25 protein-coding genes are annotated in these 26,004 nt (G+C 58.8%); 7 read left to right on the top strand and 18 right to left on the bottom strand.

Annotated features, from left to right (window positions below; translation table 11 throughout):
• Nucleotides 1-12: 12 nt before the first annotated feature.
• The gene (locus F1381_RS04465; protein ID WP_151733618.1) at nucleotides 13-1,404 is read right to left on the bottom strand and encodes an NAD(P)-dependent oxidoreductase; all 1,392 of its coding nucleotides are present in this window, start codon (nucleotides 1,402-1,404) and stop codon (nucleotides 13-15) included.
• Nucleotides 1,405-1,726: 322 nt separating this feature from the next.
• Between F1381_RS04465 and F1381_RS04460 the strand changes: the two genes are divergently transcribed.
• Complete coding sequence (locus F1381_RS04460; RefSeq protein ID WP_151733617.1) at nucleotides 1,727-3,415, top strand: PucR family transcriptional regulator; 1,689 nt, start codon at nucleotides 1,727-1,729, stop codon at nucleotides 3,413-3,415.
• On the opposite strand, the gene F1381_RS04455 is transcribed toward F1381_RS04460, so the two are convergent.
• From F1381_RS04455 to F1381_RS04430, 6 genes are all read right to left on the bottom strand, one after another.
• Complete coding sequence (locus F1381_RS04455; protein ID WP_222850416.1) at nucleotides 3,381-4,766, bottom strand: aspartate aminotransferase family protein; 1,386 nt, start codon at nucleotides 4,764-4,766, stop codon at nucleotides 3,381-3,383. The two genes, F1381_RS04460 and F1381_RS04455, sit on opposite strands and share 35 nt — an antisense overlap.
• A complete protein-coding gene (locus F1381_RS04450; RefSeq protein WP_151733615.1) occupies nucleotides 4,766-6,229 on the bottom strand; it encodes a CoA-acylating methylmalonate-semialdehyde dehydrogenase in 1,464 nt (487 codons plus the stop codon). The genes F1381_RS04455 and F1381_RS04450 overlap by 1 nt, the downstream gene beginning before the upstream one ends.
• Before the next feature lie 125 nt (nucleotides 6,230-6,354).
• Entirely contained in the window at nucleotides 6,355-7,464 is a 1,110-nt protein-coding gene (locus tag F1381_RS04445) for an ABC transporter substrate-binding protein (RefSeq protein ID WP_246187903.1), read from the bottom strand.
• 139 nt (nucleotides 7,465-7,603) lie between these two features.
• Complete coding sequence (locus F1381_RS04440; protein WP_246187902.1) at nucleotides 7,604-8,461, bottom strand: ABC transporter permease; 858 nt, start codon at nucleotides 8,459-8,461, stop codon at nucleotides 7,604-7,606.
• Nucleotides 8,458-9,270, bottom strand: a complete 813-nt coding sequence (locus F1381_RS04435) for an ABC transporter permease (RefSeq protein ID WP_151733614.1) — start codon at nucleotides 9,268-9,270, stop codon at nucleotides 8,458-8,460. The genes F1381_RS04440 and F1381_RS04435 overlap by 4 nt, the downstream gene beginning before the upstream one ends.
• Before the next feature lie 3 nt (nucleotides 9,271-9,273).
• Nucleotides 9,274-10,056 (bottom strand): ABC transporter ATP-binding protein, encoded by a 783-nt coding sequence (locus F1381_RS04430; RefSeq protein ID WP_151733613.1) that lies wholly within the window; start codon nucleotides 10,054-10,056, stop codon nucleotides 9,274-9,276.
• A 429-nt stretch (nucleotides 10,057-10,485) separates the two neighbouring features.
• Here F1381_RS04430 and F1381_RS04425 point away from each other — a divergent pair, with 429 nt between their 5' ends.
• Nucleotides 10,486-12,081: a histidine kinase N-terminal 7TM domain-containing diguanylate cyclase gene (locus tag F1381_RS04425; protein WP_151733612.1), complete on the top strand. Its 1,596-nt coding sequence runs from the start codon at nucleotides 10,486-10,488 to the stop codon at nucleotides 12,079-12,081.
• A gap of 108 nt (nucleotides 12,082-12,189) precedes the next feature.
• Here F1381_RS04425 and F1381_RS04420 read toward each other — a convergent pair whose 3' ends face one another.
• Nucleotides 12,190-13,047, bottom strand: coding sequence for an MBL fold metallo-hydrolase (locus tag F1381_RS04420; RefSeq protein ID WP_151733611.1), 858 nt, complete (start codon nucleotides 13,045-13,047; stop codon nucleotides 12,190-12,192).
• Between the two features lie 233 nt (nucleotides 13,048-13,280).
• Here F1381_RS04420 and F1381_RS04415 point away from each other — a divergent pair, with 233 nt between their 5' ends.
• Nucleotides 13,281-14,123 (top strand): DUF72 domain-containing protein, encoded by an 843-nt coding sequence (locus F1381_RS04415; RefSeq protein ID WP_151733610.1) that lies wholly within the window; start codon nucleotides 13,281-13,283, stop codon nucleotides 14,121-14,123.
• Between the two features lie 19 nt (nucleotides 14,124-14,142).
• Nucleotides 14,143-15,612 (top strand): alpha-amylase, encoded by a 1,470-nt coding sequence (locus tag F1381_RS04410; RefSeq protein ID WP_151733609.1) that lies wholly within the window; start codon nucleotides 14,143-14,145, stop codon nucleotides 15,610-15,612.
• A 90-nt stretch (nucleotides 15,613-15,702) separates the two neighbouring features.
• Here F1381_RS04410 and F1381_RS04405 read toward each other — a convergent pair whose 3' ends face one another.
• Entirely contained in the window at nucleotides 15,703-16,308 is a 606-nt protein-coding gene (locus F1381_RS04405) for a biotin transporter BioY (RefSeq protein WP_151733608.1), read from the bottom strand.
• A 160-nt stretch (nucleotides 16,309-16,468) separates the two neighbouring features.
• On the opposite strand from F1381_RS04405, the gene F1381_RS04400 reads away from it, so the two are divergent.
• Together F1381_RS04400 and F1381_RS04395 are read left to right on the top strand one after the other, a co-directional pair.
• Nucleotides 16,469-17,281, top strand: a complete 813-nt coding sequence (locus F1381_RS04400) for an ATP-binding cassette domain-containing protein (RefSeq protein WP_151733607.1) — start codon at nucleotides 16,469-16,471, stop codon at nucleotides 17,279-17,281.
• Nucleotides 17,278-18,933, top strand: a complete 1,656-nt coding sequence (locus F1381_RS04395) for an ATP-binding cassette domain-containing protein (protein ID WP_151733606.1) — start codon at nucleotides 17,278-17,280, stop codon at nucleotides 18,931-18,933. The genes F1381_RS04400 and F1381_RS04395 overlap by 4 nt, the downstream gene beginning before the upstream one ends.
• 26 nt (nucleotides 18,934-18,959) lie before the next feature.
• Here F1381_RS04395 and F1381_RS04390 read toward each other — a convergent pair whose 3' ends face one another.
• The 9 genes from F1381_RS04390 to F1381_RS04350 all read right to left on the bottom strand — a co-directional run bounded on the left by F1381_RS04390 (nucleotide 18,960) and on the right by F1381_RS04350 (nucleotide 25,305).
• A complete protein-coding gene (locus tag F1381_RS04390; RefSeq protein WP_151733605.1) occupies nucleotides 18,960-19,601 on the bottom strand; it encodes a LysE family translocator in 642 nt (213 codons plus the stop codon).
• 18 nt (nucleotides 19,602-19,619) lie between these two features.
• Nucleotides 19,620-20,051: an Lrp/AsnC family transcriptional regulator gene (locus F1381_RS04385; protein WP_151733604.1), complete on the bottom strand. Its 432-nt coding sequence runs from the start codon at nucleotides 20,049-20,051 to the stop codon at nucleotides 19,620-19,622.
• Nucleotides 20,052-20,271: 220 nt separating this feature from the next.
• Complete coding sequence (locus F1381_RS04380) at nucleotides 20,272-21,522, bottom strand: MFS transporter (RefSeq protein WP_151733603.1); 1,251 nt, start codon at nucleotides 21,520-21,522, stop codon at nucleotides 20,272-20,274.
• A 220-nt stretch (nucleotides 21,523-21,742) separates the two neighbouring features.
• Nucleotides 21,743-22,114: a FlxA-like family protein gene (locus F1381_RS04375; protein WP_151733602.1), complete on the bottom strand. Its 372-nt coding sequence runs from the start codon at nucleotides 22,112-22,114 to the stop codon at nucleotides 21,743-21,745.
• Nucleotides 22,115-22,332: 218 nt separating this feature from the next.
• Nucleotides 22,333-22,947, bottom strand: coding sequence for an alpha/beta hydrolase (locus F1381_RS04370; RefSeq protein ID WP_151733601.1), 615 nt, complete (start codon nucleotides 22,945-22,947; stop codon nucleotides 22,333-22,335).
• The gene (locus F1381_RS04365; RefSeq protein WP_151733600.1) at nucleotides 22,944-23,894 is read right to left on the bottom strand and encodes a ring-cleaving dioxygenase; all 951 of its coding nucleotides are present in this window, start codon (nucleotides 23,892-23,894) and stop codon (nucleotides 22,944-22,946) included. The genes F1381_RS04370 and F1381_RS04365 overlap by 4 nt, the downstream gene beginning before the upstream one ends.
• A gap of 47 nt (nucleotides 23,895-23,941) precedes the next feature.
• Entirely contained in the window at nucleotides 23,942-24,343 is a 402-nt protein-coding gene (locus F1381_RS04360; RefSeq protein ID WP_151733599.1) for a DoxX family protein, read from the bottom strand.
• 133 nt (nucleotides 24,344-24,476) lie between these two features.
• Complete coding sequence (locus F1381_RS04355; RefSeq protein WP_151733598.1) at nucleotides 24,477-24,947, bottom strand: MarR family winged helix-turn-helix transcriptional regulator; 471 nt, start codon at nucleotides 24,945-24,947, stop codon at nucleotides 24,477-24,479.
• Nucleotides 24,934-25,305 carry a hypothetical protein gene (locus F1381_RS04350; RefSeq protein WP_151733597.1) on the bottom strand — a complete coding sequence of 124 codons (372 nt, stop codon included), beginning with the start codon at nucleotides 25,303-25,305 and terminating at the stop codon, nucleotides 24,934-24,936. The genes F1381_RS04355 and F1381_RS04350 overlap by 14 nt, the downstream gene beginning before the upstream one ends.
• Between F1381_RS04350 and F1381_RS04345 the strand changes: the two genes are divergently transcribed.
• Nucleotides 25,294-25,995 carry a futalosine hydrolase gene (locus tag F1381_RS04345; RefSeq protein WP_151733596.1) on the top strand — a complete coding sequence of 234 codons (702 nt, stop codon included), beginning with the start codon at nucleotides 25,294-25,296 and terminating at the stop codon, nucleotides 25,993-25,995. The two genes, F1381_RS04350 and F1381_RS04345, sit on opposite strands and share 12 nt — an antisense overlap.
• The last annotated feature ends 9 nt before the right edge of the window (nucleotides 25,996-26,004 follow it).

Genomic DNA, 26,004 nt, shown 5'->3' with positions numbered 1-26,004 from the left:
ACCTGAGCCGTATTATACGGCTGAGCCCACTACACTGTCCTGGCGGCCCGACCATTGCCGGACAATGGCATACGCCGCTTCCTTGCCCTGCTGGGCGGCGGATACGACCATCGCTTCACCTTGACCGGACCCGAAGACTATATCGCCGGCGGCATAGATCTGCGGATCCGACGTCCGCCCGGTGGCGCGGTCAATCCGGACGACACCCCGGTCATGCGCAAGGCCCAGATGCTCGATCAGCTCAGTACGACGCTTCTGGCCGATCGCGATCACTACCGCATCGACCGGCATCAGGAACTCGGAGCCCTCCACCGGCATCGGTGTGAGCCGGCCGTCCTTGCCGGTCTCCCCGGTCAGCTTCATTTGCACGCATTCCAGTGCGGTTACATTGCCCAGCTCATCTCCGATAATCCGCTTCGGCAAGGTCAGCCAGCTGAATTCCACACCCTCCTGCTTGGCGAATTCATATTCAAAGTCATAGGCCGTCATCTCGGAACGGGTCCGGCGGTAGACCATTTTCACATTCTCCGCTCCCAGCCGTACTGAGCAGGTCGCCGCATCAACGGCAGTGTTGCCTGCCCCGATCACCGCTACCCGCATACCCATCAGCTCCAGCGTGGGGACGCCCGTCTTCGTAGTTTCCACCAGCTCAATCGCATCATACACGCCCGTCAGCCGCTCGCCTTCAATGCCGAGCGGCGGCACATAGCCCATGCCTGCGGCCAGGACGATGGCGTCATACTCCGCCTTCAGCTCCTCCGCCGTCACATCCACGCCAACCTTTACCCCGGTGCGGATCTCGACACCAAGCTTCTCCACCTGTTCCACTTCCCAGAGCGAGATGGATTGCGGCAGCCGGAACGAAACGATGCCGTAGGTGTCCAGGCCGCCGGCAAGCGGCTTGGCCTCGTAAATCACGACGCGGAAGCCCTCGCGCGCCAGCTCCCTGGCCGCAGACAGTCCGGCCGGACCGCTGCCGATGACGGCTACCTTGCGGCCGTTCGGAACGCCTGCGCTGAACAGCTGCGTTCCGCTTCGGATCGCCCAGTCGGTCGCATAGCGCTGCAGAAGGCCGATCCCGATCGGTGCTGAGGCGTCATTCAGCACACAGGCCCCTTCGCAGAGCTCTTCGGTAGGACAGACACGGGCGCAGCTGGCACCCACCGGATTGGACTCCATAATGGTGCGGGAGGCGCCTTTGAGATTATCGGTGGCGATCCGCTTGATGAAAGAGGGGATATTAATGCCTGTCGGACAAGCTTTAATGCAGGGGGCGTCATAGCAGTAGAGACAGCGGTTCGATTCTTCGATTGCGCCTTTACGGGTAAGGCCGGGATCGGCCTCGGTGAAATTGCGCATGAACATATCCGGCGTAAATGCGGCTTGCAGAGAAGTGTGTTCCATTCACGTTCCCTCCTTCTGGACATTCCCAGGAACTTTAGCATGGTGGCATAACTATGTTACATTCAGTTACACGAGTTATGAAAAACGCCTTAATATTTTACTTACATTCCTAATCCAATGTAGTAAAATGAGTCTAATATCTCCGACCTCTTGCATTCCTTTCCTTAAAGGTTATATATTCTCACACATCATAATCAAACTATATCATTTCAGCTTTTCGATGCATTAGACACAATGTCTAATTTCAAATGTGTACTTTTTACCTGCGGGAGAGCAGCTTTCGCAGCCGAATCACACACACGAAAGAGCGAGGGGGAAGCTTATGGACTGGGAGCTTGTATTAACGATCCGCGACGCACTGAAGCGGCCGCTGTTTGCGGAAGCCGAGACGATCGGCGGGCGCGGCGGCCTGAGCCGGGCAATCCGCTGGGTCCATGTGCTGGAGAGCGCGAACTTTGACAGCCTGATTCACGGGGAAGAGATGATCCTTACGACGGGTATAGGCATGAGCATGGATCTGCCGGCAGCACTATCGTTTATGCAGAATCTGATCGACAAGAACGCCGCATGCCTGTGCATTGAGCTGGGAACCTGCTTCAGCAGCATTCCGCAAGAGATGACCGACCTGGCCAACGCTTACGATTTTCCGCTGATTGTCTTCACCCGTACCGTCCGGTTCGTCGACATCACACTCGACCTGCACTCCCTCATCATCAACCGCCATCACCGTACGCTGCAGGAGCTGGAGAGCATCTCCCGCGAATTCCACCGCTTAACCCTAACCTCCCAAGGAACGCTGAAAGTTCTGCAATTATTATGCAAAAGCACCCGTACGCAGATTGTTTACATCCAGCCGCAGGGCAAACCGCTGTTTTTTCCGGCGCTGCCGCCCGATGAACAGGCCCCTGTGCTGCAGTTCTTCGATTCTATGGACAAAGAAAGGGAGAATATTCAGCCGGATGCCGCACCTTGCCTCCGTGAGTTCCGGAACAAGAACGTGGCCCTGAAGCCGGTCGGCGCCCTGGATCAGACCTGGGCTTATATTCTGATGATTTCGCTTCAAAAGCCGCAGGAATTCGACTGTATGCTGCTGGATTCCGCCTCCCTGTCCATCGCCCAGGAGCTGCTGCGGACCCGCTACATGGAAGAGCGCAAGCTGTTCTCAGAGAATCTGTGGGTAGATGAGCTGATCAGCGGCCGCATCGAGGACGACAGCCGGGTGAAAGGGCTGGTCGGCCCGGATTACAACACAGTCAACGAGCTGCCTTACCGGGTATGCCTGGTGGAGATCGAGAATCCCCGCGACGTGCACTGGAACAGTTCGGAGAATGATTGGGAATCCATTACCTTCCACCTGTCGCTCATCCTGCGTTCCATCTTCGAGAAATACTCCCTGCGCCCCCTGATCACGCTCAAGAACAACCGCCTGACCGTCATTGCGCTCGACATTCAGTCCAGGCTGCCGGGTAAGCTGCGGCTGCAGCAGGCCCTGGATGCCCTGCTGCACACCCGCTCCGATGAGAAGCTCAAGGACCTGCAGCTCGTCATCGGCGTCAGCAAAGCGCACCGCGGCTTAAAGCAGGCTTACGCCGGATACCAGGAAGCGGTGCAGGCGTTGTCGCTTTATCCTTGTTACCGGAAGCCGATTCTGCTCTACGAGGAGCTTGGCGTCTTCCAGCTGCTGCTGAATCTGAACGACGGCAAGACACTGGAGAACTTCATCCGCAGCTACCTCGGACCGCTGATCGACCACGACCAATCCAAAGGCAGCGAGCTGCTGCTGACGCTGCGCGTCTTCCTAGATCATGACGGCTCCAAGCAAATCGCCGCCCGCAACCTGTTCATAGTCCGGCAATCCCTTTACTACCGCCTCGACAAAATAACGGAGCTATTGGGCGAGGACTTCATGCTGCCCGAGAACCGCATCTCCATCCAGGTGGCCCTGCGCGCATATCAGCTGCTGTATCCCGACAGGCTCACTCTGCCCAGCGCCCGTTCAGCACAGCTTTGAGCGTATCGATAATAAACAGGATATCTTCATCGGTAGAGGACAACGGCGGAGCAACAGTCAGCACATTGTTGAAGCCCGCCACGGTATCGCCGTTCTTGCCGATAATGAGACCTTTCGCCTTGCAGTCGGCAATTACGCCCTTAACAACATCAAGCGGAGCCGGCTGCCTGCTCTGTTTATCCGCCACCAGCTCAATGCCGAGCATCAGCCCGAAGCTGCGGATATCGCCGACAAGTTTATGCTCCCGCAGCGGTTCCAGGCCGGAGGCCAGCCGCTGTCCAAGAACCTCAGCCCGTTCCACCAGCCGCTCCTCCTCCAGCAGCTGCAGATTGCGCAGCGCGAGCGCGCAGGCCGCCGGATTGCCGCCGAACGTATTAACGTGGCGGAAGTGGCCGTAGTCGTCGCTGTTATCCTTGAAGGCCTCATAGAGCTCCTTGCGCACTGCGGTAGCCGAAAGCGGCAGATAAGCGCTTGTCAGTCCCTTGGCCATCGTCACGATATCCGGCTTCACACCATAATTATGATGGCCGAACTTGCGGCCGGAGCGACCGAAGCCGCAGATGACCTCATCCATGATCAGCAGCACGCCGTGCGCACGGCAGATCTCCTGCACCCGGTCAAGATACACCTGATGCGGCACAAGGATGCCGCCCCCGGTGATCGCGGGTTCCATAATGACGGCCGCAACCGTCTCCGCCCCTTCCCAGATGATCATATCCTCGATAGCCTGGGCGGATTGGAGATTGAACGCCTCCACCGTCATCCCGGCCGGGCGGCGGTAGCTGTCCGGCGGAGCCACATGCAGGAACCCTCCGGCAAGGGGTTCATACTTGTATTTGCGCTGTGCCTGGCCGGTGGCGGACAGTGCGCCAAGAGAGCTCCCGTGATACCCGCGGTAACGGGCGATAAATTTATGCCGGTAATGCGCGCCGGTCTGCTGATGGTACTGGCGCACGATCTTGAAGGCCGCTTCATTGGCTTCCGAGCCGCTGTTGGAGAAGAAGATGACGTAATCGCCCTCAAGCCATTCATTCAGCTTCTCGGCCAGGGCGATCGCCGGCATATGGCTCTGCGTCAGGGGGAAATACGGCAGGCTGAGCAGCTGCTGGTAGGCCGCATCGGCAAGCTCTTTGCGCCCGTAGCCCGCATTGACGCACCACAATCCCGACATCCCGTCCAGATAGCGGTTACCGTCCATGTCGGTGACCCAGGAACCGCTGGCCGAAGCCGCAATGAGCGGCGGATTCGCCTCGCTGTACGGCGTAATGTTATGCCATAAATAACGCCGGTCTTTCTGAATCGCCAGTTTGCTTTCATTCTCCAGGCTTTGCACGGCTTTCTCTCCTCTCATCAGTAACGGGCTGTAATCATTTTCTTCCGTGTATAGAATTCCACGCCGTCCCGGCCATTGGCATGTAGATCGCCGTAGAAGGACTGCTTGTAACCGGAAAAAGGGAAGAACGCCATCGGCGCGGGAACGCCCAGATTGACCCCCAGCATCCCGGCATCAATCTTCTCGCGGAACTCACGGACCGCTTTGGCGCTGTCGGTGTAGATACAGGCGCCGTTGGCAAACGGCGACTGATTCGTTACCGCGATGGCCTCGGCCAGATTGCTGACGCGCACCACCGACAGCAGCGGCGCAAAAATCTCCTCGCGCCAGATCGTCATCCCCGGCCGGACATGGTCGAATATCGTCGGCCCCAGGAAATAACCCGGACCCGCCGCAGCGTCATCCCGGCGGCCGTCGCGCACCAGCACAGCATTCTCGCGGATACCCGCCTCGATATAGGACAGGGTGCGTTCCTTGTTCTCCTGGCGGATGACCGGCCCCAGGAAGACACCCTCTTCACTGCCGTCGCCGATCTTCAGTCTGTCGGCCGCCTCAAGCAGCCGCCGTACCAGCTCATCGGCGACACCCTCATGCACGGCGACCACGGAGCAGGCCATGCAGCGCTCGCCGGCCGAGCCGAAGGCGGCGGCGGTGATATTCTTCACCGCATTGTCCAGGTCGGCGTCGGGAAGAACGATGGAATGGTTCTTGGCTCCGGCCAGCGCCTGCACCCGTTTGCCGTGCGCAGTCCCCTGCTTGTAGACGTACTCCGCGACCGGCTGCGAGCCGACAAAAGAGATCGCCCGCACCTCCGGATGCTCCAGCAGCCCGTTCACCACCTCACGGGCGCCGTGCACCACATTCAGCACGCCGGGAGGAAAGCCGGACTCGGCGAACAGCTCAGCCAGCCGGTTCACGAGAAGCGGCGTACGCTCCGACGGCTTCAGCACGAAGGCATTGCCGCAGGCAATCGCCAGCGGAAACATCCAGCAGGGCACCATCATCGGAAAGTTAAACGGCGCAATCCCGCCGATGACGCCCAGCGGATAACGGTACATGCCGGACTCGATGCCGCCCGCGATGTCCGGAAGCTGGCTGCCCATCAGCAGCGTGGGGATGCCACAGGCGAATTCCACGCACTCGATCCCCCGCTGCACCTCACCCCTCGCCTCTTCCAGGCTTTTACCGTTCTCCAGCGTAATCAGCCCGGCCAGTTCCTCCCCATGCTGGACCAAAAGCTGCTGGTACTGGAAGAAATAGCGCGCCCGCTTGGGTGCGGGAACTCTTCGCCAGGCTTCGAAGGCAACACAAGCCGCCCGCACCGCATCGTCCAGTTCTCCGCGCCCGGACAGCGGCACCTGCGCAATCACCTCACCCGTTGCCGGGTTAAATACCTGTTCCAGACGGCCGGAGGAGGATTCCACCCACACGCCGTCTATATAATTACGGACTGTCACCGTCTGTCTCGCCAGTGAGGACACCGTCCACACCCCCTTGCTTCATAGTTGGTTTACCGCCGATTACGATAGATGACCGCCAGGAACAGGCGGCCATCTATGATCAGCAAATATGGACTGCAAATCTCAATACACGCCTGAAGACATGCTTACTGCGCCGCCAGCTCGACAATTTCGTTGGTATAAGCCTCTTCAATATTGGCCGCTTCCTTAATAACTCCGAATTTCAGGGCGATATCGGCAGTCTGCTGGAATGCGGCCGCATCGGTGTAGCCCAGCTTGGCGGGATCAAAGCCCTCCGGCTGGATCAGCTTGGCCACCTCTGTCATCATGGTCAGCTGGTGCTCACGGCTCGTGCTGCCTTCTTCGGCCAGCTTCATCACACTGTCCACAGCCGCTTCAGGATCGGCAATGGCGTCCTTCCAGCCCTTGAGCGAGGCACGGACGAACTTGGCCGCCGTTTCCTTGTTATCCTCCAGCCAGTCTCTGTTGGCGAACAGGTTATCCTCCAGCATCGCTACGCCTTCATCGTTCATGTCAATAACATTCAGCTCCCCGGCCGCAATGCCCGATTCCAGCACCACCTGATATTCGTTATAGGTCATTGCCGATGCGGCGTCGATCTCACCGCCGAGAAACTGGTCCATCGTGAAGCCCTGCTTCGTGAAATTCAGGTCTTTATTGGAATCCAGCTTATATTTATCGAACAGCGCCAGCACCTCGAACTCATTGCCGCCCATCCAGTTGCCGACCTTCTTGCCCTTCAGATCGGCCGGACCGTTAATCCCCGCCTCCTTCTTGGACACGAGCACCAGACCGCTCTTCTGGAAGATCTGGGCAATCTGTACCAGCGGCATTTCCTGCTCCTGGCTGGTCAGCAGACTTGCCACCCAGTCCACGCCGATGTCCGCTGTCCCGCCGGCAACCTGCTGCTCCGGCACGATGTCCGGGCCGCCGGGCAGAATCTCCACCTCAAGCCCTTCCTCGGCATAATAGCCTTTGTCCTTCGCCAGGAAATACCCGGCGAACTGGGCCTGCGGCACCCATTTCAGCTGAAGCCTGACTTTTACGGCTTCCTCAGGAGCCTCCGGACTTGCCGCCGTATCCGGCGCGGCCGTCGACTCTGTGCCGGAAGCATTCGACTCCCCTGCTGCCCCGCCATTATTATTGTTCCCTCCGCAGCCCGCCAGCAGCGAGAGCACCAGCATCAGTGCGGCCAGCAGCAGTATGGCGCGCGGCGTCCCTTTGTTACCTTTCATCATTGCAACTCCCCCTACCCGAATGTAGTCATCCTTCTGAATCTGATGCAGCCAGCCGCCTCACTTGAGATTGTATTATACGGCTCCCCGGCGACTCTCTGTATGACGCCGCAGAAGCCGGCAGTACCGGTAAACAGCATTACGCGCGCCGGGAGGAATGCCACCTGATGAACACTTTCTCCAGCCTCTCAACTATCAGATAAAACAGGACTCCGGCAACGGCTGCCAGAACAATGCAGGACCAGCCGAGCGGCATTTTAGCCACCTTGATCGAGTTGGAGAGCAGGTAACCGAGCCCCCGCGAGGAAAAGAAGAATTCGCCGACAATCGCCCCGATCATGCTCGCCGTCGTATTGATCTTCAGGGCAGTGAATACATACGGCAGACTGTTCTGGATACGGAGATACCGGAAGACCTCCTTCTTGCCGGCGGCATAGGAATGCATCAGATCAAGGGCCAGCGGATCGACCGCCGACATCCCCTTGCAGGCATTGATCGCCATAGCCGCCATGGTCGTGGCCGTGACAATAGCTGCGCGCGAGCCGATCCCGTCGCCGAACCACAGATTCATAATCGGGGCCAGCGCCACAATCGGCACGGCGTTCAGCGCAGCCACCAGCGTCAGGCTGCCGCCGCCCCAGCGCGGCCAGGCCGTGGCCGCCAGGGCAACAACGAAGCCCGAGGCTGAGCCGATCAGCATGCCCAGAACCGCCTCGGCAAGCGTGTAACCTGTGTAAGACAGCAGCAGGCTGAAGTTGTCGCGCAGCGCCTCATAAATGGCTGAGGGCAGCGGCAGCTGATATTTCTTCAGATCAAATAACCGGTGGAACAGCTGCAGCTCCCACATCGCCAGGAACAGCATTCCGGCCAGAAGGGGCAGCCACAATCCCGGACCCGGAACTTTGCGGAACCGCTGCGCAGTCCGGGTCTCTAACTCTGCAGGTAATGATTCATTCCCCGTTGTTATAAGAGATGTTGCCGGTGAACCCTCCATCATTTAGCGCCTCCCTTTGGCCGGAATTCGGGCTGCCACGGCGATACCAGCCGCTCAATCAGACTCATCAGCCCGTAACTCGCCATTCCAAGCGAAGCACCGACAACGACGGTAGACCAGAACATGTACGTATGGGAAGGACCGTAGTACAGATTGCGCAGCATGATGACACCGATGCCGTGCTGCGCCCCCATCAGCTCCACCAGAATGGCGCCCGTGACCGCAAGCGGTGCGGCGATCTTCAGCCCGCTGAACAGGCCCGGAAGCGAGGCCGGCAGACGCAGCTTCCAGTAGACTGCCCAAGGCTTCGCCGCATAGGAATGCATCAGTTCGACGGCCGGAAGATCAACGCTGCGCAGACCGCGCAGCATGTTGAGTGACACCGGGAAGAAGGTGATGTACCCGGAGATAATAATACGGGAAACCTGCTCATCCCGGACGATCCCGTAGATAATCGGAGCCAGCCCGAGGATCGGGATCATCTGCGAAGCGACCGCATACGGAAAAGCGAGCCGTTCTACCGTCCTCGACAGGCTCATCAGCACCGCCAGCCCTGCACCGGCGGCAGCGCCGAGCAGAAAGCCCACGCCGGCATTGCCGAAGGTCGCTCCACCTTCCTTAAGCAGCGTACCGCTGTACTTCCAGAGGGTGGCCGCAACTTCATGGACATATGGCAGCTTGGACTGGGCCAGCGGGACCTTGGCGGCATGCAGCAGCAGCCAGGAGGCTCCTTCCCAGACGGCAAGCAGTCCCATCACCCACACGACGAGCGGCAGTGCGCGGCTGCGCAGCAGGATATGCTGCCCTCTCATCAGCTACACCCCTTCAAAGCTGCCGCGGATGCGGGAGACGAGATCATAGAATTGCTGGCTGTTCCGCATCCCGGACGTACGCGGGCGGGGCAGCGGAATATCCACGACCGCCGACAGCCGGCCCGGATGGGGCGAGAGGACAAACACCCTGTCGGAGAGAAAAATCGATTCCGGGATACTGTGCGTCACGAACACAATGGTGCTGCGCACTTTACTCCAGACGGACAACAACTCTTCATTCAGCCGCTCGCGGGTGAATTCATCCAGCGCAGAGAAGGGCTCATCCATCAGCAGGATTTCCGGCTCCATCGAGAGCGCCCGGGCGATGGCCACCCGCTGCTGCATCCCCCCGCTGAGCTGCCACGGATATTTGTCCGCGAAGCCCTGCAGTCCGACCAGCTCCAGCAGTTCCAGCGCTTTCTCCTCGCGGACGGACTTCTTGACGCCCATCATCTCCAGCGGCAGTGTAATATTATGTTTTACTTTCCGCCAGTCATAGAGAACAGGGCTTTGAAAGACGATGCCGTATTTCCGGGCAAGCCTCGCTTCCTTGGCGCTTTTGCCGGCTACCGTTACATTTCCGCCTGTAGGCGTCAGCAAATCCGCCATCAATCTCAGCAGCGTTGTCTTCCCGCAGCCGGACGGCCCAAGGAGCGATACGAATTCGCCTTTGGCAATATTAAGGGTGACCTGATGCAGCGCCAGCACGTCGGCCGCCTCCGTACGATAGCGCATCTCAACATTGTCCAGCTGAATCTCAGGCATGCCTGCCGTTAAGAGTGACATGTTCAGCTCCCCCTTTGTTTAAGTGTGGTTCATTTTATGTTATATAACATAACACAATTTACCGCTTAAGCACCGATATTCTTATCCGATGTATGATTAACTAACATGTTACACTGTGCTTTACAGACACTCATTAGACAAATCGTAACATTGCATTCCGGAAATTCCGTCATTTTGTCTAGCCTGCCGGCTGCCGGTGTCAATCTTCGTACACTATGCCGATACAATAGATAACCCATCGGTTTGTGTGCCCATGGAATACCGAATGTTATCTATAGCATTTTGTGATACTATTTAATCAATCGCTTACTAAAAATAGGAGACTATAACGCCGATGTTCGATGCCTATACTAAAGGTTCAAAGCCATTAACGCCGTTCCGGCATCCGGGCTTTTCCTTGGCGGCTTCTCCGGTACGGGGGCTATCGCGATGAGTTCACTGATTTCCAATTATATTGTGATCGTCGCTACCTCCGGTGTGCTCAATGCGCTGCTGGCACTGTTCGCCTATTACAAAAAGACCGATTTTTCCGGAATCAAGGCGTTTATCATCACCTCCGCTGCCTCGGCGGTATATACCTTCGGCTTCGCGCTGGAGCTTTCGGGCAGCACCATGCAGGAAATCAGCTTCTGGATCAAGGTGGAGTATCTGGGGATGCCTTATATCGCCCCTTCCGGCCTGATTATGATTATGTACTTTGTCGGTCTGGACAGGCTTGTTACCAGGAAGCTGCTGACCGTGCTCTATTCCATTCCCTGTATCACCACGCTGCTGGTATGGACCAATGACCTGCATCATCTCTATTATCAGTCCATGCACTTCCGGGAAGGCGCGCCGACACCGCTGGTCGATATTGTGATGGGCCCCTGGTATATTATCCAGGGCAGCGTGACCTTCGGCTGCATGCTGGCCGGGATGGTTCTTATACTCTGGCAATGGAACCGCCTTAAGCTGAGCTACCTGCGGCAGCTGATCATCCTGTTTATCGGACAGTTTCTTCCTGCACTCGGCGCCTTCCTCTATCTGATCGACAGCACTCCCTACGGGATGGACCCCGTACCCGTCATTATGAGTGTGACTTCTACGCTTTATATTTGGGCCATCCTCTCCCGCAGCCTGCTCACCGCCGCCCCGATTGCCCGCGAGAACCTGTTCTCCAGCATGCGCGACGGCGTACTCGTCACCGACCGCGGCGATATGCTGGTCGATTATAACAGGGCGGCAACCGAAATGCTGGAGGGGCTTGACTCTTCGGCCATCGGCCGGCCGCTGGCACAGCTGTTTCTGCCCGCCGGCGCCGAAGCTGTGGAATACGTGATGAACTCCGATCCGCTGGTCAGCGGCGAGCGCGAGCTGGCCTGGTACCGGGGTGAAGAGATTTATTATTACCAGGTCAGATCTTCGCCGGTGCAGAAGCATACCGGAGTCTATTCCGGCCGGATGATCGTGCTGATCGACGTGACCGAGCGCAGGCTCCTGCAGGAGAAGCTGCTCCAGCTAGCCACGATTGACAGCCTGACAGGGATCTCTAACCGCACCCACTTCCTGGAATGCAGCCGCAGGGCGCTGGAGGAAGCCAAGGAGTCCAAAGCCCCGCTGTCCATCATTTTGCTGGATATCGACTTTTTCAAGAGCATCAACGACCGCTACGGGCATCAGTACGGGGATCAGGCGCTTCAGCACATCGCCGCCGTATGCGGCCGGCATTTGCGCGGGGAGGACATCTTCGGCCGTTACGGCGGGGAGGAATTTGTAATCTGTCTGCCGCGGATCGCCTTGAAGGAAGCGGCCATGCTTGCCGAGACCATCCGTCAGGGCATTGAGCGCAGCCAGCTCTACACCATGTCCGGCGCCATTCAAGTTACCGCCAGCTTCGGAGTCGTCGAGGCACGGCGTGCCGATACGTCCCTCGAAGAGCTGCTGTCCGAGGCGGACCATGCGCTTTACAGTTCGAAGCGGAACGGGCGCAACGCGGTTCACCTGTACAAAGGCGATGCCATCGTTCATTTCACCAACAACGGATAGACTTCCGCCATCCGCACAAAATTTCGCCCAAAGCAACTTAAACAGCCCTGCTTCCCCCTTATCCGGGAGAGGCAGGGCTATTTGGTCAGCTGTGAACAGGTGCGAGTATTAATCCCCGGCACCGGCAATAAATTCCTCCACACCCGCCAGCAAATCGGCCGGCAGCTCCTCTACGTCCAAATAGGTCTTCATTCCGGCAATGATTGCCTGACGGTCGGACCCGCAGCTTCCGGCCAGCCGGGCAAGCTGCGCCCACGGAGCCAGATCCGCCATAAACTCGCTGCGGCTCATCGGCACCCCATGCGATTCCACGAACCAATCCGCATCGTAGCCGTATACGGTCTCCAGCAGACGCAGGAACCGGGCGCCGTTATAACGCCGCGGTCCGCCGTAGACCGCCGGCCCCAGCGCATCGCCAAGGAACAGCGTCCTGTCCTCCCGGACGTAGAGGATGCAGGAATCCGGCGAATGGTCGCTGTCCACATGCACCAGCTCGCAGGTCACGCCGCCCAGCTGAACCGTCAGCCTGCCGGTGAATACAATATCCGGCGGCAGAATCCGGATATCCCGTTTGTCTCCATACTCCAGCCGGATATGCTCCGCGCTGGCTTCGCTGATCGTCTGCGCCTCCACCAGACGCTGCAGGCACTCATCCGACCAGTCCAGGCCGGCCAGCCCCGCGAGCGTGTCCGCCGCCTCCCTATGGGCCAGCACCGGCACATTCCATGCGGCTATGCCGAAGGAATGGTCCCAGTGCCAATGGGTCAGCGCCATCAGATCAGGCTGCCGCAGGCCGCGTCCGGCCAGCTCTTTCTGGAACAGCCTGGCGTGGGACGGTGAATTGCCTCCGTCCATCAGCAGCGTACGCTGCCTGCCCCCGATCGCAGCCAGCACAGGCCGGTCCGTGTCATGCTCCGCATGCATCAGGAGAATATGCGGGGTAAGCTGTTCAAACCGATGCTCCATATTTCTCAAATCCCTTCGTTCATGAAGTATATCCCCGCCTGCTTTTGGTGATAAAGCACCCATACAGGTGTAACGGATCGTCCGCCCTCCTATGGATTGCATTCTCTTCCATTTTGCCTTTAATTTCAGAAACGGTACACCCCCCTTGTTTGCCGGCACGGCTTTTCAGTTTATATATGTGTTATCTGATGGATAACCGCCGTGAGCCCTGCAAAGGAAAGGAAGGTGCTTCTATGATCAAGATCGGGCTGACCGGCTTCGGAGACCACGAGGAACTGTACGGCAAAATCAAACCGGCTGAACGCCTGCCTACATATAGCGCCCATTTTCCCATTGTGGAAATCGACAGCTCCTTCTATGCGGTCCAGCCGGTCCGCAATTATGCCAAATGGGCATCCCAGACACCGGACGATTTCCGTTTTATCGTTAAGGCTTACCAGGGCATGACCGGACATTTACGGGGCAAAAAAAACTACTATGACACTCCGGAGGAAATGTACCAGGCATTCCATACCTCCATCGGGCCGCTGCAGTCTGCGGGAAAGCTCGCTATGGTCCTCTTCCAATACCCGCCCTGGTTCGACTGCACCCGCGATAACGTAGACCTGCTGCGCGAGACGAAAGAACGGCTGCGCGGCGTTCCGTCGGCTGTAGAATTCCGCAACCAGTCCTGGTACGACGGCGGGATGCGCGAGCGGACCCTGCAGTTTCTGGCGGCAGAGGGCTGGATTCACACCGTCGCGGATGAGCCCCAGGCGGGCAGCGGCTCCATTCCGGTCGTGCCGGTGGCCACGCACCCGGACATGACCTATGTGCGGCTGCACGGCCGCAATGCCGGAGGCTGGAACCAGAGCAGCGATCCGAACTGGCGGGGGCTCCGGTATCTGTACCGCTACAGCACCGCGGAGCTGGCTGAATGGCGGGACCGCCTGCTGGAGCTGCAGAAGAGCTGCCGCGAGCTTTACGTCGTCTTTAACAACAATTCCGGCGGAGACGCTACGGACAACGCCAAAGAGCTGATGTCCATGCTGAATATCGAGGGTGGTCTGGCACCGCTCCAATTGGACCTATTTTAAACAGAGTGGAGGGCAAGGCATGAAAAGGAATCATACGATGATGCAATTCTTTGAGTGGCATGTTGCTCCGGACGGAAAGCACTGGCAGCGGCTGCGCGAGATGGCGCCGGAGCTGAAGGCGGCTTATATCGATTCCGTATGGATTCCGCCCGTCACCAAGGCCATTAATCCCGAGGATACGGGATATGGGGTATACGACCTGTACGACCTGGGCGAATTCGACCAGAAAGGCGCTGTGCGCACGAAGTACGGGACGAAGGAAGAGCTGGTCGAAGCGATTGCCGAATGTATGAAGAACGGTGTCGCCGTGTATGTCGATCTCGTCATGAACCATAAGGCGGGGGCTGACGAAACCGAAGCGTTCCAGGTCATTGAGGTGGACCCCAATGACCGCAACAAGGAAATCTCCGAGCCCTTTGAAATTGAGGGATGGACCAAATTCACCTTCCCGGGACGGGGAGGAGAGTACTCCGCTTTCCAGTGGGACCATACCCATTTTAACGGCACCGATTATGATGCCAGAGAAGAGCGGACCGGCGTCTTCCGGATCGCCGGGGAGAACAAGGCCTGGAACCAGAATGTGGACGATGAGTTCGGCAATTATGATTACCTGATGTTTGCCAACATCGATTACAGCCAGGAAGAGGTCAAGCGGGAGATGATCGAATGGGGCAAATGGCTGGTCGATACGCTGCAGTGCAGCGGCTACCGGCTGGATGCCATCAAGCACATCAACCACGAATTCATCAAAGAGTTCGCCGCCGAAATGACCCGCAAACGCGGCGAGGATTTCTACATTGTCGGCGAATTCTGGAACTCGAATCTGGAAGCCTGCCGTGAGTTCCTGAACACCGTCGATTATCAGATCGATCTCTTCGATGTCTCGCTGCATTACAAGTTCTATGCGGCGTCGCTGGAGGGTGCAAGCTTTGATCTGACCCGGATTTTTGACGATACGCTGGTGCAGACCCATCCCCTCAATGCCGTTACCTTTGTAGACAACCATGACTCTCAGCCTCATGAGGCGCTGGAATCGTGGGTCGGCGACTGGTTCAAGCAAATCGCCTATGCGCTGATTCTGCTCCGCCGCGACGGCTATCCCGTGGTTTTCTACGGAGATTATTACGGCATCGGCGGCCCGGTGCCGGTGGAAGGCAAGCAGGCGGCCATCGACCCGCTGCTGTATGCCCGTTATCACAAAGCCTATGGCCAGCAGGACGACTACTTCGATCATCCGAATACCATCGGGTGGGTGCGGCGCGGCGTGGAGGAATTCCCCGGCTCGGGCTGTGCCGTGGTCGCCTCCAACGGCGATGAGGGCGGGAAACGGATGTTCGTCGGCGAGGAGCGGGCCGGTGAGGGCTGGCAGGATATTACCGGCAATCGCGGCGAGGAGATCGTTATCGGCGAGGACGGCTGGGCGGTATTCCCGGTTAACGGGGGCAGTGTGTCCGTATGGACATTACCCGATGCCGGGGAAGAAGAATAATACATCCGCTGATGCGGCAAGAGGAGAACCCGCGGCCATCAGGCCGCGGGTTCTCCTCTTGTGCTGCACAGCTTCTGTTAGCTGCAAACCTCAGTACTGCACTCCGGAGCCTTCTTCTTCGCTCCAGGAGTTACGCCCGCTGCGCAAAATCCGCTCGATCGGATAGACCTTCCATACCGCAGTCACTACAGCCGCGCATAATACCGACTTCAGCAGATCTCCGGGCAGGAAAGGCCACATCCCCGCCGTCAAGGCCTGGCCAAGCGAACCGATTCCCATCGAATGGGCCAGCCACCATACGCCGCCGGGATAGACAAACAAGGCGCCAAACACAAAATTGACGGTGAGCAGCTTGACGAAAATATGCTTGCCGCCGATCCGCTGTGCGAACAGCCCGATCAGCAGTGCCGCGAACGGCCAGGAGAGAATGTAACCCGCCGTATACCCGGAGAGCATGGCAATGCCGCCGCTGCCGCCGAGCACCGGAAAGCCCGCTGCGCATAAGCCGACAACGATCAGCACGGCCAGCATGCCGTACCGCGCCCCGAGTACGGAGCCGGCCAGCATCACAGCCAGCGTCTGGAGCGTAACCGGTACAGTGGAGATGGGCAGTGCGATTTTGAAATAGCTCAAGGCAATCATAATTCCGGCGAACAAAGCGCTGAAAATTACACCCCGTGTCGTCCATCGGTTCATCGTTTCCGTAACCTCCCGCACCTGCATTCTTCATTTCAACCAGGCTCCTGATCTTTCTTGGACCACTATACCATCCCCTCCCGGATGCATCAATCGTTAGTTCTTGCTATAATCAAGAGCATTATGGAAGACTTGAAGTCGGGAAAGCAGGCACGGACTAATGATCAGAGCGGAGCATTTATCCTTATCCCACCGGGACGGCCAGCGCAGGCTGCCGGTGCTGAAGGACATATCGATACATATCGGGCGGGGAGAATGGCTGGCGCTCACAGGCCCCAACGGCTGCGGTAAATCGTCGTTAGTCCGTACCTTCAACGGCCTGAACCTGCCGGAGCGCGGCAGCCTGAGCGTTGCAGGACTGGACATGCGCTCTCCCGGGAACCGCAGCGCAGTCAAGCGCCGGATTCAGCTGGTGTTCCAGAATCCGGAAGCGCAGACGGTTGGCGCAACCCCCTACGAGGACGTCGCCTTCGGACTGGAGAACCGCGGAGTGCCGCACGGGGAAATGAAGCGGCGCATTGACGGGATACTGGCACAGGTGGGATTGTCCCATAAAGCCGGAGACGCCGTATCCTCCCTCTCCGGCGGGGAGCGCCAGCGGTTGGCCGTAGCCTGCTGCCTGGCGCTGGAGCCGGAGATGCTCATCTTCGATGAAGCTACATCGATGCTGGACCCGGCGGGACGCAGCGGGATTCTGCAGTTCGCCCGCCAGCTGTGGCTTGGCGGAATGGGCGTGCTGTGGGTCACCCAGCGGATGGACGAGCTGGCGGAAAGCCCGCGCATCGCCGTTATGCAGAGCGGCAGGCTGCTCTATGACGGCGATCCGCGGACGCTCTTCTACAGCTCCGGCCTGCCCGGGCAGCTGGCCTGGGAACCGCCGGCCGCTGTGCAGATCGGCCGCCTGCTGCAGGCGCAGGGCTGGCCTCTACACCTGCTGCCGCTGACCGAGCGTGATCTGGAGGACATCCTATGAGTGTGCGGGCCGAACATCTCTACTATCAATACGGGACAGGCCGTCCGGTTCTTCGCGATGTCAGCCTGCACATTCCCGGCGGCACATTAACGGTGCTCTGCGGAATGACCGGCAGCGGCAAATCCACGCTGCTGCGGCTCATGGCAGGGCTTACCGAGCCTGCTGCGGGCACCGTCACCCGGGGAGCAGCTTCGCCGGACACCGCTGCCCTTGTGTTCCAGCAGCCGGAGACGCAAATCTTCACGGGTAGTGTGCAGCAGGAGGTGGAGTACGGGCTACGCCAGCATCATGTGCCCAAGGATCAGCGGAAAGACCTGATCGCCGCTGCCCTGGACCAGGCGGGCCTGCCTTACGGGACGTTCGCCGAACGCTCCCCCTTTCTGCTCAGCGGCGGCGAGCAGCGCCGTCTCTGCATTGCCTGTGCGCTCGCCGTCTCGCCCGGCCTTCTGCTGCTGGACGAGCCGACGGCGGGGCTTGACCCGCAGGCGGCGCAGGCTCTGCTCCAGCTGATACAGGAGCTGCGCGGAAGCGGCGTCACGCTCATTGTCTCTACCCATGATCTGGACAGCTTCCTGCATCTGGCCGACAAAGTGGTCGTGATGAAGCAGGGCGCTGTCCATTATGACGGCCCCGCCGCGCCGCTGCTCGCTGACTTCCGCTTGTTAGAGGCAGCGGGACTTGCGCCGCCGGCCTGGGCACGGATTGGACAGCGGCTGACGCAGCGCGGGCTGCTGGAGCGGATGCCCGGGCATATCGGGGAGCTGCTGGCCGGTCTGGCCGCGCAGCCCCTGCCGGTTCCGGCGGGGGAGGGCCTCCGGCCGGCTTCTGCTCCAGCAGCGGCGGCGGTACCCCTGCCGGACACCGCCGCCGCACCGGAGCCTCCGGATACACCGGCAATGCCAGGCTGGCGGGGACTCGACCCCCGGGTCAAATGGCTGGGGATGGCGCTCGGCTCCTTAACCCTGCTGGGCATGAAGACACTGCTCCCGCTGCTGCTGGCAGCGGCACTGGTCGCCCTGCTGCTTCTCTCCGCAGGCATTTCCCGCAGACGTGTACTGCGCTTCTTCCGCCCGTTCCTGCTCATGTTCCTGTTCATCTGGGCCGTCTCCGGGCTGGAGTGGAGAGCGCCCGATGTTGCCTGGGGGCCGCTGGGCTTCAGTATGGAGGCGCTCAAACGCGGCGGCTTAAGCGTGCTGAAATTTCTGCTGCTGCTGTCGCTGGGCTTCCTGTTCACGGAGACGACCACCGGAGCGCCGCTGCGGGAAGGGCTGGAGTGGGCGATAGCCCCGCTGCGGAAGCTGGGCATCCGTACCCGCAGCTGGTCACTGGCCGTAACTGTAACCCTGCAGTTTGTCCCCTGGATTCTTGACCGGCTGGCCCGGCTGCAGCTTGCCCTGAAATCGCGCAGCGGAAGCGGACGCAGACGCGGACGCTGGAGCCCCCGGCAAATCGCCATGCTGATGGTCCCCCTGCTGATTATGGTCATCGGAATGGGCGATGAGCTCTCCACCGCCGTGGAGTCGCGCGGGTACGATCCGGACAAGCCGCGCAGTGCAGCTATTCAGCTGCAGTGGCGCAGCCGGGATACCGCTGCCTTGCTTGCCGTTCTGCTGGCCGCAGCCAGTCTGTGGTGGTGCTCCCGGATAGCCTGAGCATGCAGCAGCCTCACGCCTGACCTTCAGATAAACGAAGCTGCGGATTTCACAAGGGCAACTACGCCGAATGTCAGCAGAACCACACCGGACAGCTTGTTAAATATGATAAGCCTATAGCGCCCTTGAAGCAGCTTGCTCCGGAACAGAGCAGCCGCTCCCGCCAGGAGAATCCACCATGCCGCCGAACCGAGGAATACGCCACCGACCAGAAACGGTATGTTATTGCCGGTATGCGACAACAGGATACCCGAGGCCCCGAATACGCCCAGAAAAAAGAGGATCGTCATCGGGTTCGACAGCGTCAGCAGAAACGTCATCGTGTAGGATCTCAGCGCGCTTGCGGGAGGAGCGGGCTGTGCGCGCTGGGCGTCTTCCTTATCAGGCACCAATAACAGCGATTTAAGGCCCAAGTAACAAATAAACAATCCGCCAAGCACCTGCAGCGCCAAGCTGTAATCCAATAAAGCTGCGGTCAAAGCGGACAGCCCGAGCCCTGCCACAGTGCCGTATACGGCGTCTGCAGTCGCGGCGCCGAGCCCGCTGGACAATCCGGTTCTAAATCCTCCGGCAATAGTCTTCCTGATGCACAGTATACTGATGGGACCAACGGGCGCCGCAATGGAGAGCCCCAGCAGCATCCCTTTCGCCATCCACTCCCACGGCATGCGAATCACTCCTCTGCTCTATTCCTCTTTCTGTGTAGATAAGATGAAGAACGTGTTGGACCGGACAACGTTGTGCCGGGCTTTAAGCGTATGCGTAATAAACCCTTCCACCCCGGATAAATCAGCCAGCGCCACTTTCAGCAGATAGTCATATTCCCCTGAAATATGATGGCACTCCAGCACCTCCGGCGATTGAATCATGGCCTCCCGGAAACCTTGGGTTTCGGCCGATCCGTGGAGCTGCACGAACATATAGACCACACAGCTCTGCCCCATAGCCTTGCGGTCCAGTTTGACTGTGAACTGATGAATGATCCCGTTTCTTTCCAGCTTCCGGATCCTCTCCGCAATGGAAGGCACCGAAAGATGAATGATTTTGGCGATATCGGAGCTGGTCATCCGGCTGTTGCGCTTCAGCAGTTCCAGGATTTGCAGGTCGATGTCATCCATGCGATTCACTCCTTTTTTGAAAATTATACGATATGTATAAAAAAAGAAAATATAGTCCAATTAAGTACTCATTTTTTTAAGATTATGGGCCAGTCCATTTAAAAAACTTAAATCCGGTCAGCGGAAGCGGCGGACGGACTTAAATTTCTTAACCCTCTTGTTCCAGCGGAAAATGAAAATAGGCCAACCGGCTATTGGTGGAGCCGTAACGGCAGACAGCCTACAGCTTACGGATCGGTGTCGCCAGGGCTATAATAACCTCCAGCAATTTGGCGGCGGCAGCTACGGCGAAGACCGCGCGGGGATCGGCCCATTCCGACAGGGCGGCCCCGGTCATTGCCCCGACAGGCATGGCCAATCGGGTAAGCACTCTCGAGAAGCCGAGCACACGTCCGATCATATCCTGCGGGATCGTCTCTTGCCGCACGGAGGTTACAATGGTATTCCATGCCACGTTACAGGCAGTCACCGCCAGAAAGGCAATGCCGGGTGCCAGCCAGAAGTCACTGACCGCCGCAAAACTGAAACCCGCAGTTCCCAATCCGAGCAGGAGGGGAATCAGCAGGCCCCGGCGGAACCGTCTCTCCAGCGGAACAGCCAAAAGGCTGCCGATAATACCGCCGAAGCCCAGTAAGGTATAATTAAGGCTGCTCTGCCGGGTGTCCAAATGCAAAGTGTTCAGCAGATAGAACATTAATACGCCAAAGGCGGCACTGTAACCGAAATTGCCGATCATCGCCTGGAACGAGAAGGACAAATTAATCTTTGAGCGCACCAGCCACTTAAACCCTTCTCCAATATCGCTGAATATGCTCCTCATGCCGGCCGCCGGGCGGGGGCTGCCCAGACCCGGCATTAACATGAGCACAATGAGCGTACCCCCGAAGGATACCGCATCCAGCCAGAGCGTATTGAAGCCTCCGGTCCAAGCGATAATAACTCCGGCAAGCAGCGGTCCCGTCAGCTCTGCAATTTGGCCTGTCAGCTGGTAAGAAGCGTTGGCTCTCGTCAGCTGCGCAGGCACAAGCTGCGGAATAATGGCCACGACCGACACATCGAACATCAGAGACAGAATGGTGAGCACGAAAGAGATTGCATACAGATGCCAGAGCTGAAGCAGGCCCGCGGTATGCAGCAGGGGAATCAAAGCGACCAGCAATGCCCTGGAAATGTCAGTAACGATCATCAGCTGTTTCCGGTCCCAACGGTCCACCAAGCTTCCTGCGACCGGGCCAAACAGAACGATCGGCAAGACGCTTACCGCATACATAGAGCCCATAACAATACTTGAGTGTGTTAATTCGTAAGAGATCCATGGGATAGCAAAGGTGAACAAAGAATCCCCCAATCTGGAAATAAACATCCCTGCCAGGAACCGGATATAAGAGAGAGGCAGCTCCAGCAGTTTGCGTGCCGGCGCGGCCTGCTCTTCCTGACCGGTTCGCAGGGGTGAAGCGGTTTGACGGGTCATAGATTAACCTCCTTCACTTTGAAGGTGGGATACCGGATGGGTGTGTATGCGGGGGCTGCGTTATGTTAATCAAAGCATAAGTGGTTTTAAAAATATGTGATATTGAGCAAATCATGGGAGGAACAGCATCCGTGGTCAACAGAATTTCACTATAACAAAGAGAGAGCCGCCCCACGGCAAAGGCGCCTCTCTCTTTACTATATAGCAGGAAAGCCCGGAGCTATATCCGGATGTCGAATCTGCCTGCGCTGTCCGTAGTGGCAGCGGCAATTTGCTGCGCGCTTGCTGCAGCGAGCGCCTGGCCGCCGGCCGGCTTCTCCGGCGGCGCTCCGGCACCGGAAGGACCGGAGGCGGCAGAGACGGCAGAAGCGCCGCTCTGTTGCTTTTGGGCGATTTGCGCTTCAATTTGCTTGATTTGCTGCTCAAGCTGCTTCGTCTTGGTTTCCTTTGTTTTTTCGTCGTCCTTGCTGCTCTCGAGCTTCTCCAGCTCGGCTTGAAGCTTCGCCTTCTGCTTCTCCAGCGCCGCTGTATCCGACGTGCTGGAAGAGGTATATGAAGTGGACGCTGCCGAGGTGGCAGATGAAATATTCATGCAAGTCCCTCCTTTCCTCTCTCACTATAATCCTTTCAGCCTAAGCGAACGTTAAAATGCGCTGAAAGTTTGCTGAAAGCTCTCTGGCAATAGTCCGCTCTACTGCCGGGAGGGGAGCATACTGTCCCTTCGTTGCCCGGGATGCATACCCAGCAGCAGTAAAAAAGACCCCCTTACCCGGCCGTATAAACGGCTGGCTAAAGAGGTCTTAGTCTGTTTTAGGCTTGACTGGCTGCCCGGCGCAGCCAGTCGCGGGCGGCTTCTGCCTCGGCTGCGCTCAGCCGGTGCCCCTGATTGCCCCAGTGCGCCGTAACTTCCGCACCGGCGCCTTCCAGCAGCGCCTGCAGCTCCTGCGTCTCCTCCGCCCGGATCAGCGGATCGTTGGTGCCCGCCCCGATGAAGACGGAGACTTCCTGCAAGGAGGGAAGCGTCAGGCCGCGCAGCGGCACCATCGGATGCAGCAGCACCGCGTAGCGGAAGACCCCGCCGTAATGGAAGAGCAGGCTGCCGGCGATGTTGGCGCCGTTCGAGTAGCCGACAGCGGCCAGATTGGCGGAGTCGAAGCCATACTGCGCCGCCGCCTGTTCCAGGAACTGCTTCAGCTCATGCGTGCGGAAGATCAGATCCTCCTCGTCAAAGACGCCTTCAGCCAGCCGCCGGAAATAGCGCGGCATGCCATTCTCTCTGACATTGCCGCGGATACCGAGCACCGAAGAGCCGGGTGACAGCAGCTCGGCCAGCGGCAGCAGATCATGCTCATTGCCGCCGGTGCCGTGAAACAGCACCAGCGTCGGCTGACTCGGGTCCGTTCCTTGATGGTATACGTGGATCATCCCTGCTTCCCCCCGATCTCGCGGATTTCAAACGGCTCCAGATTGGCTTCAATGGCCGCCCGGTGCGGTTCGTACCATGCCGGCAGCTTCAGCTCTTCTCCCAGGGCATCCGGCGCTTCGTCGCGGGCAAAGCCTGGAGGATCCGTAGCGATCTCGAACAAAATGCCGCCGGTTTCCCGGAAGTAGATGGCGTTGAAATATTGACGGTCCTGAACCGGAGTCGGCTGGTAGCCGTGGCTCTCTACCCGCCGGCCCCATTCAAGCTGCTCGGCATCATCCTTGGCGCGCCAGGCGATGTGATGCACAGTGCCTTTCCCGCCGTGGCCGTGCGGCACCGGCTCAGCCTTCAGGTCGATAATGTTGCCGATGTCCGCCGTGGAGCGGTAGCGGATATATCCATTGCCCTCGGCAATCTTTTGCAGCCCCAGTGTCCGGGTGAGTGTATCTGCGGTATGCTCCGGATCGGTACTGTACAGCACCGCGCCCCCAAAGCCTTTAATCGCATGCTCCACCGGTACGCCGCCGAAGGACCAGGCGCTCGGAGTACCTTCTGCGCGTTCGACCAGCTCAATCCGCAGGCCGTCATAATCGGCAAAGGACAAGTAGTCTTCCCCGATCCGGGTAACCTTGGTCACCGGAATATCATAGGCGGCCAGCCGCTGCTCCCAGAAGCCGAGCGAACCGGCGGGCACGACATAAGTGGTGATTCCGACCTGGCCGCCGCCGATCTGGCCTTTGCGTCCCATCGCGAAGGGAAAGAATGTAATGATCGTACCCGGCGCACCGGCTTCATTGCCGAAATAGAGGTGGTAGACCTCCGGGGCGTCGAAGTTGATCGTCTTTTTTACGAGCCGCAGCCCGAGAATCCCGGCATAGAAATCGGCATTGCGCTGCGCATCCCCGACAAAAGCGGTAATATGGTGAATTCCTGCTGTTTGCATAGTCATTATAATAACCTCCCGAAATTGGTTTGAAATCGCAGTAGCTCAGTTCATCAGTTAAACAGCACCGCATCCAGTGAGATGGCACCGGGGCCGGCCAGCGCCACACCGACGGCGACTACAAGCAGCGTCAGCGGGAACTCAATGCCGTTATTGGTCGACCAGAATCCGTTAGGTGCATGCACTTTGATCATCGCCCCCAGCATGGCTCCGGCAATCAGCAGCGCGGCAAGCGGTGTGAGCAGCCCCAGCGTGAACATCAGGCCGCCGACCAGCTCAAGCACACCGGCAGCCACCGCCATAGCAACGCCCGGTTTGATGCCGATGGATTCCATCCAGCCGCCGGTCCCCTTCGGGCCGTAGCCCCCGAACCAGCCAAACAACTTCTGCGCGCCATGCCCGATAAAAGCGATGCCGATCACGAGCCTCATCAATAATAACCCTACACTAACCATTTTTTATCCACTCCATTCCTTTTGATTTAATTATCTTAACCTTAAGATATTTGGCAAAAAAATCTGTGTCCTACATTCCTTGCTTCGGCAAGGCGCGCCGGGGACGATCCAGCCTAAGTTATCGCCCCCGCTGCTATACGCCCTTGCCCAGCTTCTTCAACAGCTCGGTCGCCAGCCGCTTCTCTTCCCCGTTCAGCCCGCCCGTCATGCTGTGAATGGTCGATACATGCTTGGGAAAAATATCATCGAACAGCTCGCGGCCCGCCTCGGTAATCTCGGCATAGGTTACCCGCCGGTCATCGTCGCACGGTACGCGCTTCAGCAGCCCCCGCTTCTCCAGCTTGTCAATGTTGTAAGTGATGCTGCCGCTGGTGATCAGGACCTTCTCACCGATCTGCTGCAGCGGAATCCGGGTTCGGTGATACAGCACCTCAAGCACCATGAACTCGGCTGAGCCCAGGCCGTGGCTCTTCATATCCTTGACCGCCTGGTCCATCAGACTGCGGTAGGCCTTGGACAGAACGACAAACAGCTTCAGCGACATCGCTTCATCCTGGTCGGGAAGATGCACTGTCTCTCCAGTAGTTCCGCTATTCTCGCTCATGGTCAATACCTCCTGAATCAAGAATTGTCTTTAAGTTAATTATCTTTAAGTTAAGATAAATATAAACCCTCATATCCGGTTTGTCAACACTTATGTCTGGAATCCTCTTTTGCAGCACATTTGACCTGTTTCTGAAATCAGCGTAGACTTTTTGTATTATATAAGAAGCTGCTTTTAGCTTTGCGGTTGTAGCGGCATCTTCCCGGCCGATTATCACCATGAGGTTCAACTGGTGGCAGCCCTCGCTGCAATCACCCCTGACCTTACTAATAACAGCAGTCCTGGCTTTACTATAGTCAATATCTGCATCCCCTAAAATCATATCTGCCTGGAGGCTGTTGCCATCATGACGAATCAAGAACCTTTATCCCCGGTTGCCTTACAGTCCGGCAACGGCTCCGCTGCGCCGCGCGTGCTCATCGTGACCGCGGTCGAGGCGGAGCGCGACGCCATCCTGCGCGGCCTCGGCGGCAGCGCCCGCCGCTTCGAGGTGATCGCGGCGGGGGCCGGCACCGCCGCTGCTGCCGCGGGAACCGCGGCGATGCTGGCGGGCGGCCGCTTCGGCTGCGTCGTCAGCGCCGGCATCGGCGGCGGCTTCCCCGGCCGCGCCCCCGTCGGCTCGCTGGTGGTCGCCAGCGAGCTGATCGCCGCCGACCTCGGGGCGGAAACCCCCGAGGGCTTCCGCAGCGCGGCCGAGCTCGGCTTCGGCCGCGTGCTGGTGCCCGCCGCGCCTGCGCAAGCGGCGGCGCTAACGGCCGCGCTGGCCGCGGCCGGCCTGGCCGTCAGCACGGGACCCGTGCTGACGGTGTCGACGGCGACCGGCACCGCAGAGACGGCCGCCGCCCTGCTCGCGCGGCATCCCGGTGCCGCTGCGGAAGCGATGGAAGGCCACGGGGTCGCCGTGGCCGCCGAAGCACGCGGGCTCCCGGTGCTGGAGCTGCGCGCGGTCTCGAACCCGGTCGGTCCCCGCGACCGTTCCGCCTGGAAGATCGGCGAAGCCCTGGACATGCTGTCCAAGGCCGCCGCGATACTGCTGGAGGTGCTGTAATGCATAACG

The organism is Paenibacillus tengchongensis (assembly GCF_008973665.1).
GTDB lineage: Bacteria > Bacillota > Bacilli > Paenibacillales > Paenibacillaceae > Paenibacillus_AQ > Paenibacillus_AQ tengchongensis.
The sequence above is the reverse complement of the archived record's forward strand: the minus strand, read 5'-3'. Positions and strand labels throughout refer to the sequence as shown.

Coding starts and splice junctions, on each gene's coding strand:
- F1381_RS04465 (WP_151733618.1), bottom strand. CDS start 1,404: ATGGAACACACTTCTCTGCAAGCCGCATTTACGCCGGATATGTTCATG.
- F1381_RS04460 (WP_151733617.1), top strand. CDS start 1,727: ATGGACTGGGAGCTTGTATTAACGATCCGCGACGCACTGAAGCGGCCG.
- F1381_RS04455 (WP_222850416.1), bottom strand. CDS start 4,766: ATGAGAGGAGAGAAAGCCGTGCAAAGCCTGGAGAATGAAAGCAAACTG.
- F1381_RS04445 (WP_246187903.1), bottom strand. CDS start 7,464: ATGAAAGGTAACAAAGGGACGCCGCGCGCCATACTGCTGCTGGCCGCA.
- F1381_RS04440 (WP_246187902.1), bottom strand. CDS start 8,461: ATGATGGAGGGTTCACCGGCAACATCTCTTATAACAACGGGGAATGAA.
- F1381_RS04435 (WP_151733614.1), bottom strand. CDS start 9,270: ATGAGAGGGCAGCATATCCTGCTGCGCAGCCGCGCACTGCCGCTCGTC.
- F1381_RS04430 (WP_151733613.1), bottom strand. CDS start 10,056: ATGTCACTCTTAACGGCAGGCATGCCTGAGATTCAGCTGGACAATGTT.
- F1381_RS04425 (WP_151733612.1), top strand. CDS start 10,486: ATGAGTTCACTGATTTCCAATTATATTGTGATCGTCGCTACCTCCGGT.
- F1381_RS04420 (WP_151733611.1), bottom strand. CDS start 13,047: ATGGAGCATCGGTTTGAACAGCTTACCCCGCATATTCTCCTGATGCAT.
- F1381_RS04415 (WP_151733610.1), top strand. CDS start 13,281: ATGATCAAGATCGGGCTGACCGGCTTCGGAGACCACGAGGAACTGTAC.
- F1381_RS04410 (WP_151733609.1), top strand. CDS start 14,143: ATGAAAAGGAATCATACGATGATGCAATTCTTTGAGTGGCATGTTGCT.
- F1381_RS04405 (WP_151733608.1), bottom strand. CDS start 16,308: ATGAACCGATGGACGACACGGGGTGTAATTTTCAGCGCTTTGTTCGCC.
- F1381_RS04400 (WP_151733607.1), top strand. CDS start 16,469: ATGATCAGAGCGGAGCATTTATCCTTATCCCACCGGGACGGCCAGCGC.
- F1381_RS04395 (WP_151733606.1), top strand. CDS start 17,278: ATGAGTGTGCGGGCCGAACATCTCTACTATCAATACGGGACAGGCCGT.
- F1381_RS04390 (WP_151733605.1), bottom strand. CDS start 19,601: ATGCCGTGGGAGTGGATGGCGAAAGGGATGCTGCTGGGGCTCTCCATT.
- F1381_RS04385 (WP_151733604.1), bottom strand. CDS start 20,051: ATGGATGACATCGACCTGCAAATCCTGGAACTGCTGAAGCGCAACAGC.
- F1381_RS04380 (WP_151733603.1), bottom strand. CDS start 21,522: ATGACCCGTCAAACCGCTTCACCCCTGCGAACCGGTCAGGAAGAGCAG.
- F1381_RS04375 (WP_151733602.1), bottom strand. CDS start 22,114: ATGAATATTTCATCTGCCACCTCGGCAGCGTCCACTTCATATACCTCT.
- F1381_RS04370 (WP_151733601.1), bottom strand. CDS start 22,947: ATGATCCACGTATACCATCAAGGAACGGACCCGAGTCAGCCGACGCTG.
- F1381_RS04365 (WP_151733600.1), bottom strand. CDS start 23,894: ATGACTATGCAAACAGCAGGAATTCACCATATTACCGCTTTTGTCGGG.
- F1381_RS04360 (WP_151733599.1), bottom strand. CDS start 24,343: ATGGTTAGTGTAGGGTTATTATTGATGAGGCTCGTGATCGGCATCGCT.
- F1381_RS04355 (WP_151733598.1), bottom strand. CDS start 24,947: ATGAGCGAGAATAGCGGAACTACTGGAGAGACAGTGCATCTTCCCGAC.
- F1381_RS04345 (WP_151733596.1), top strand. CDS start 25,294: ATGACGAATCAAGAACCTTTATCCCCGGTTGCCTTACAGTCCGGCAAC.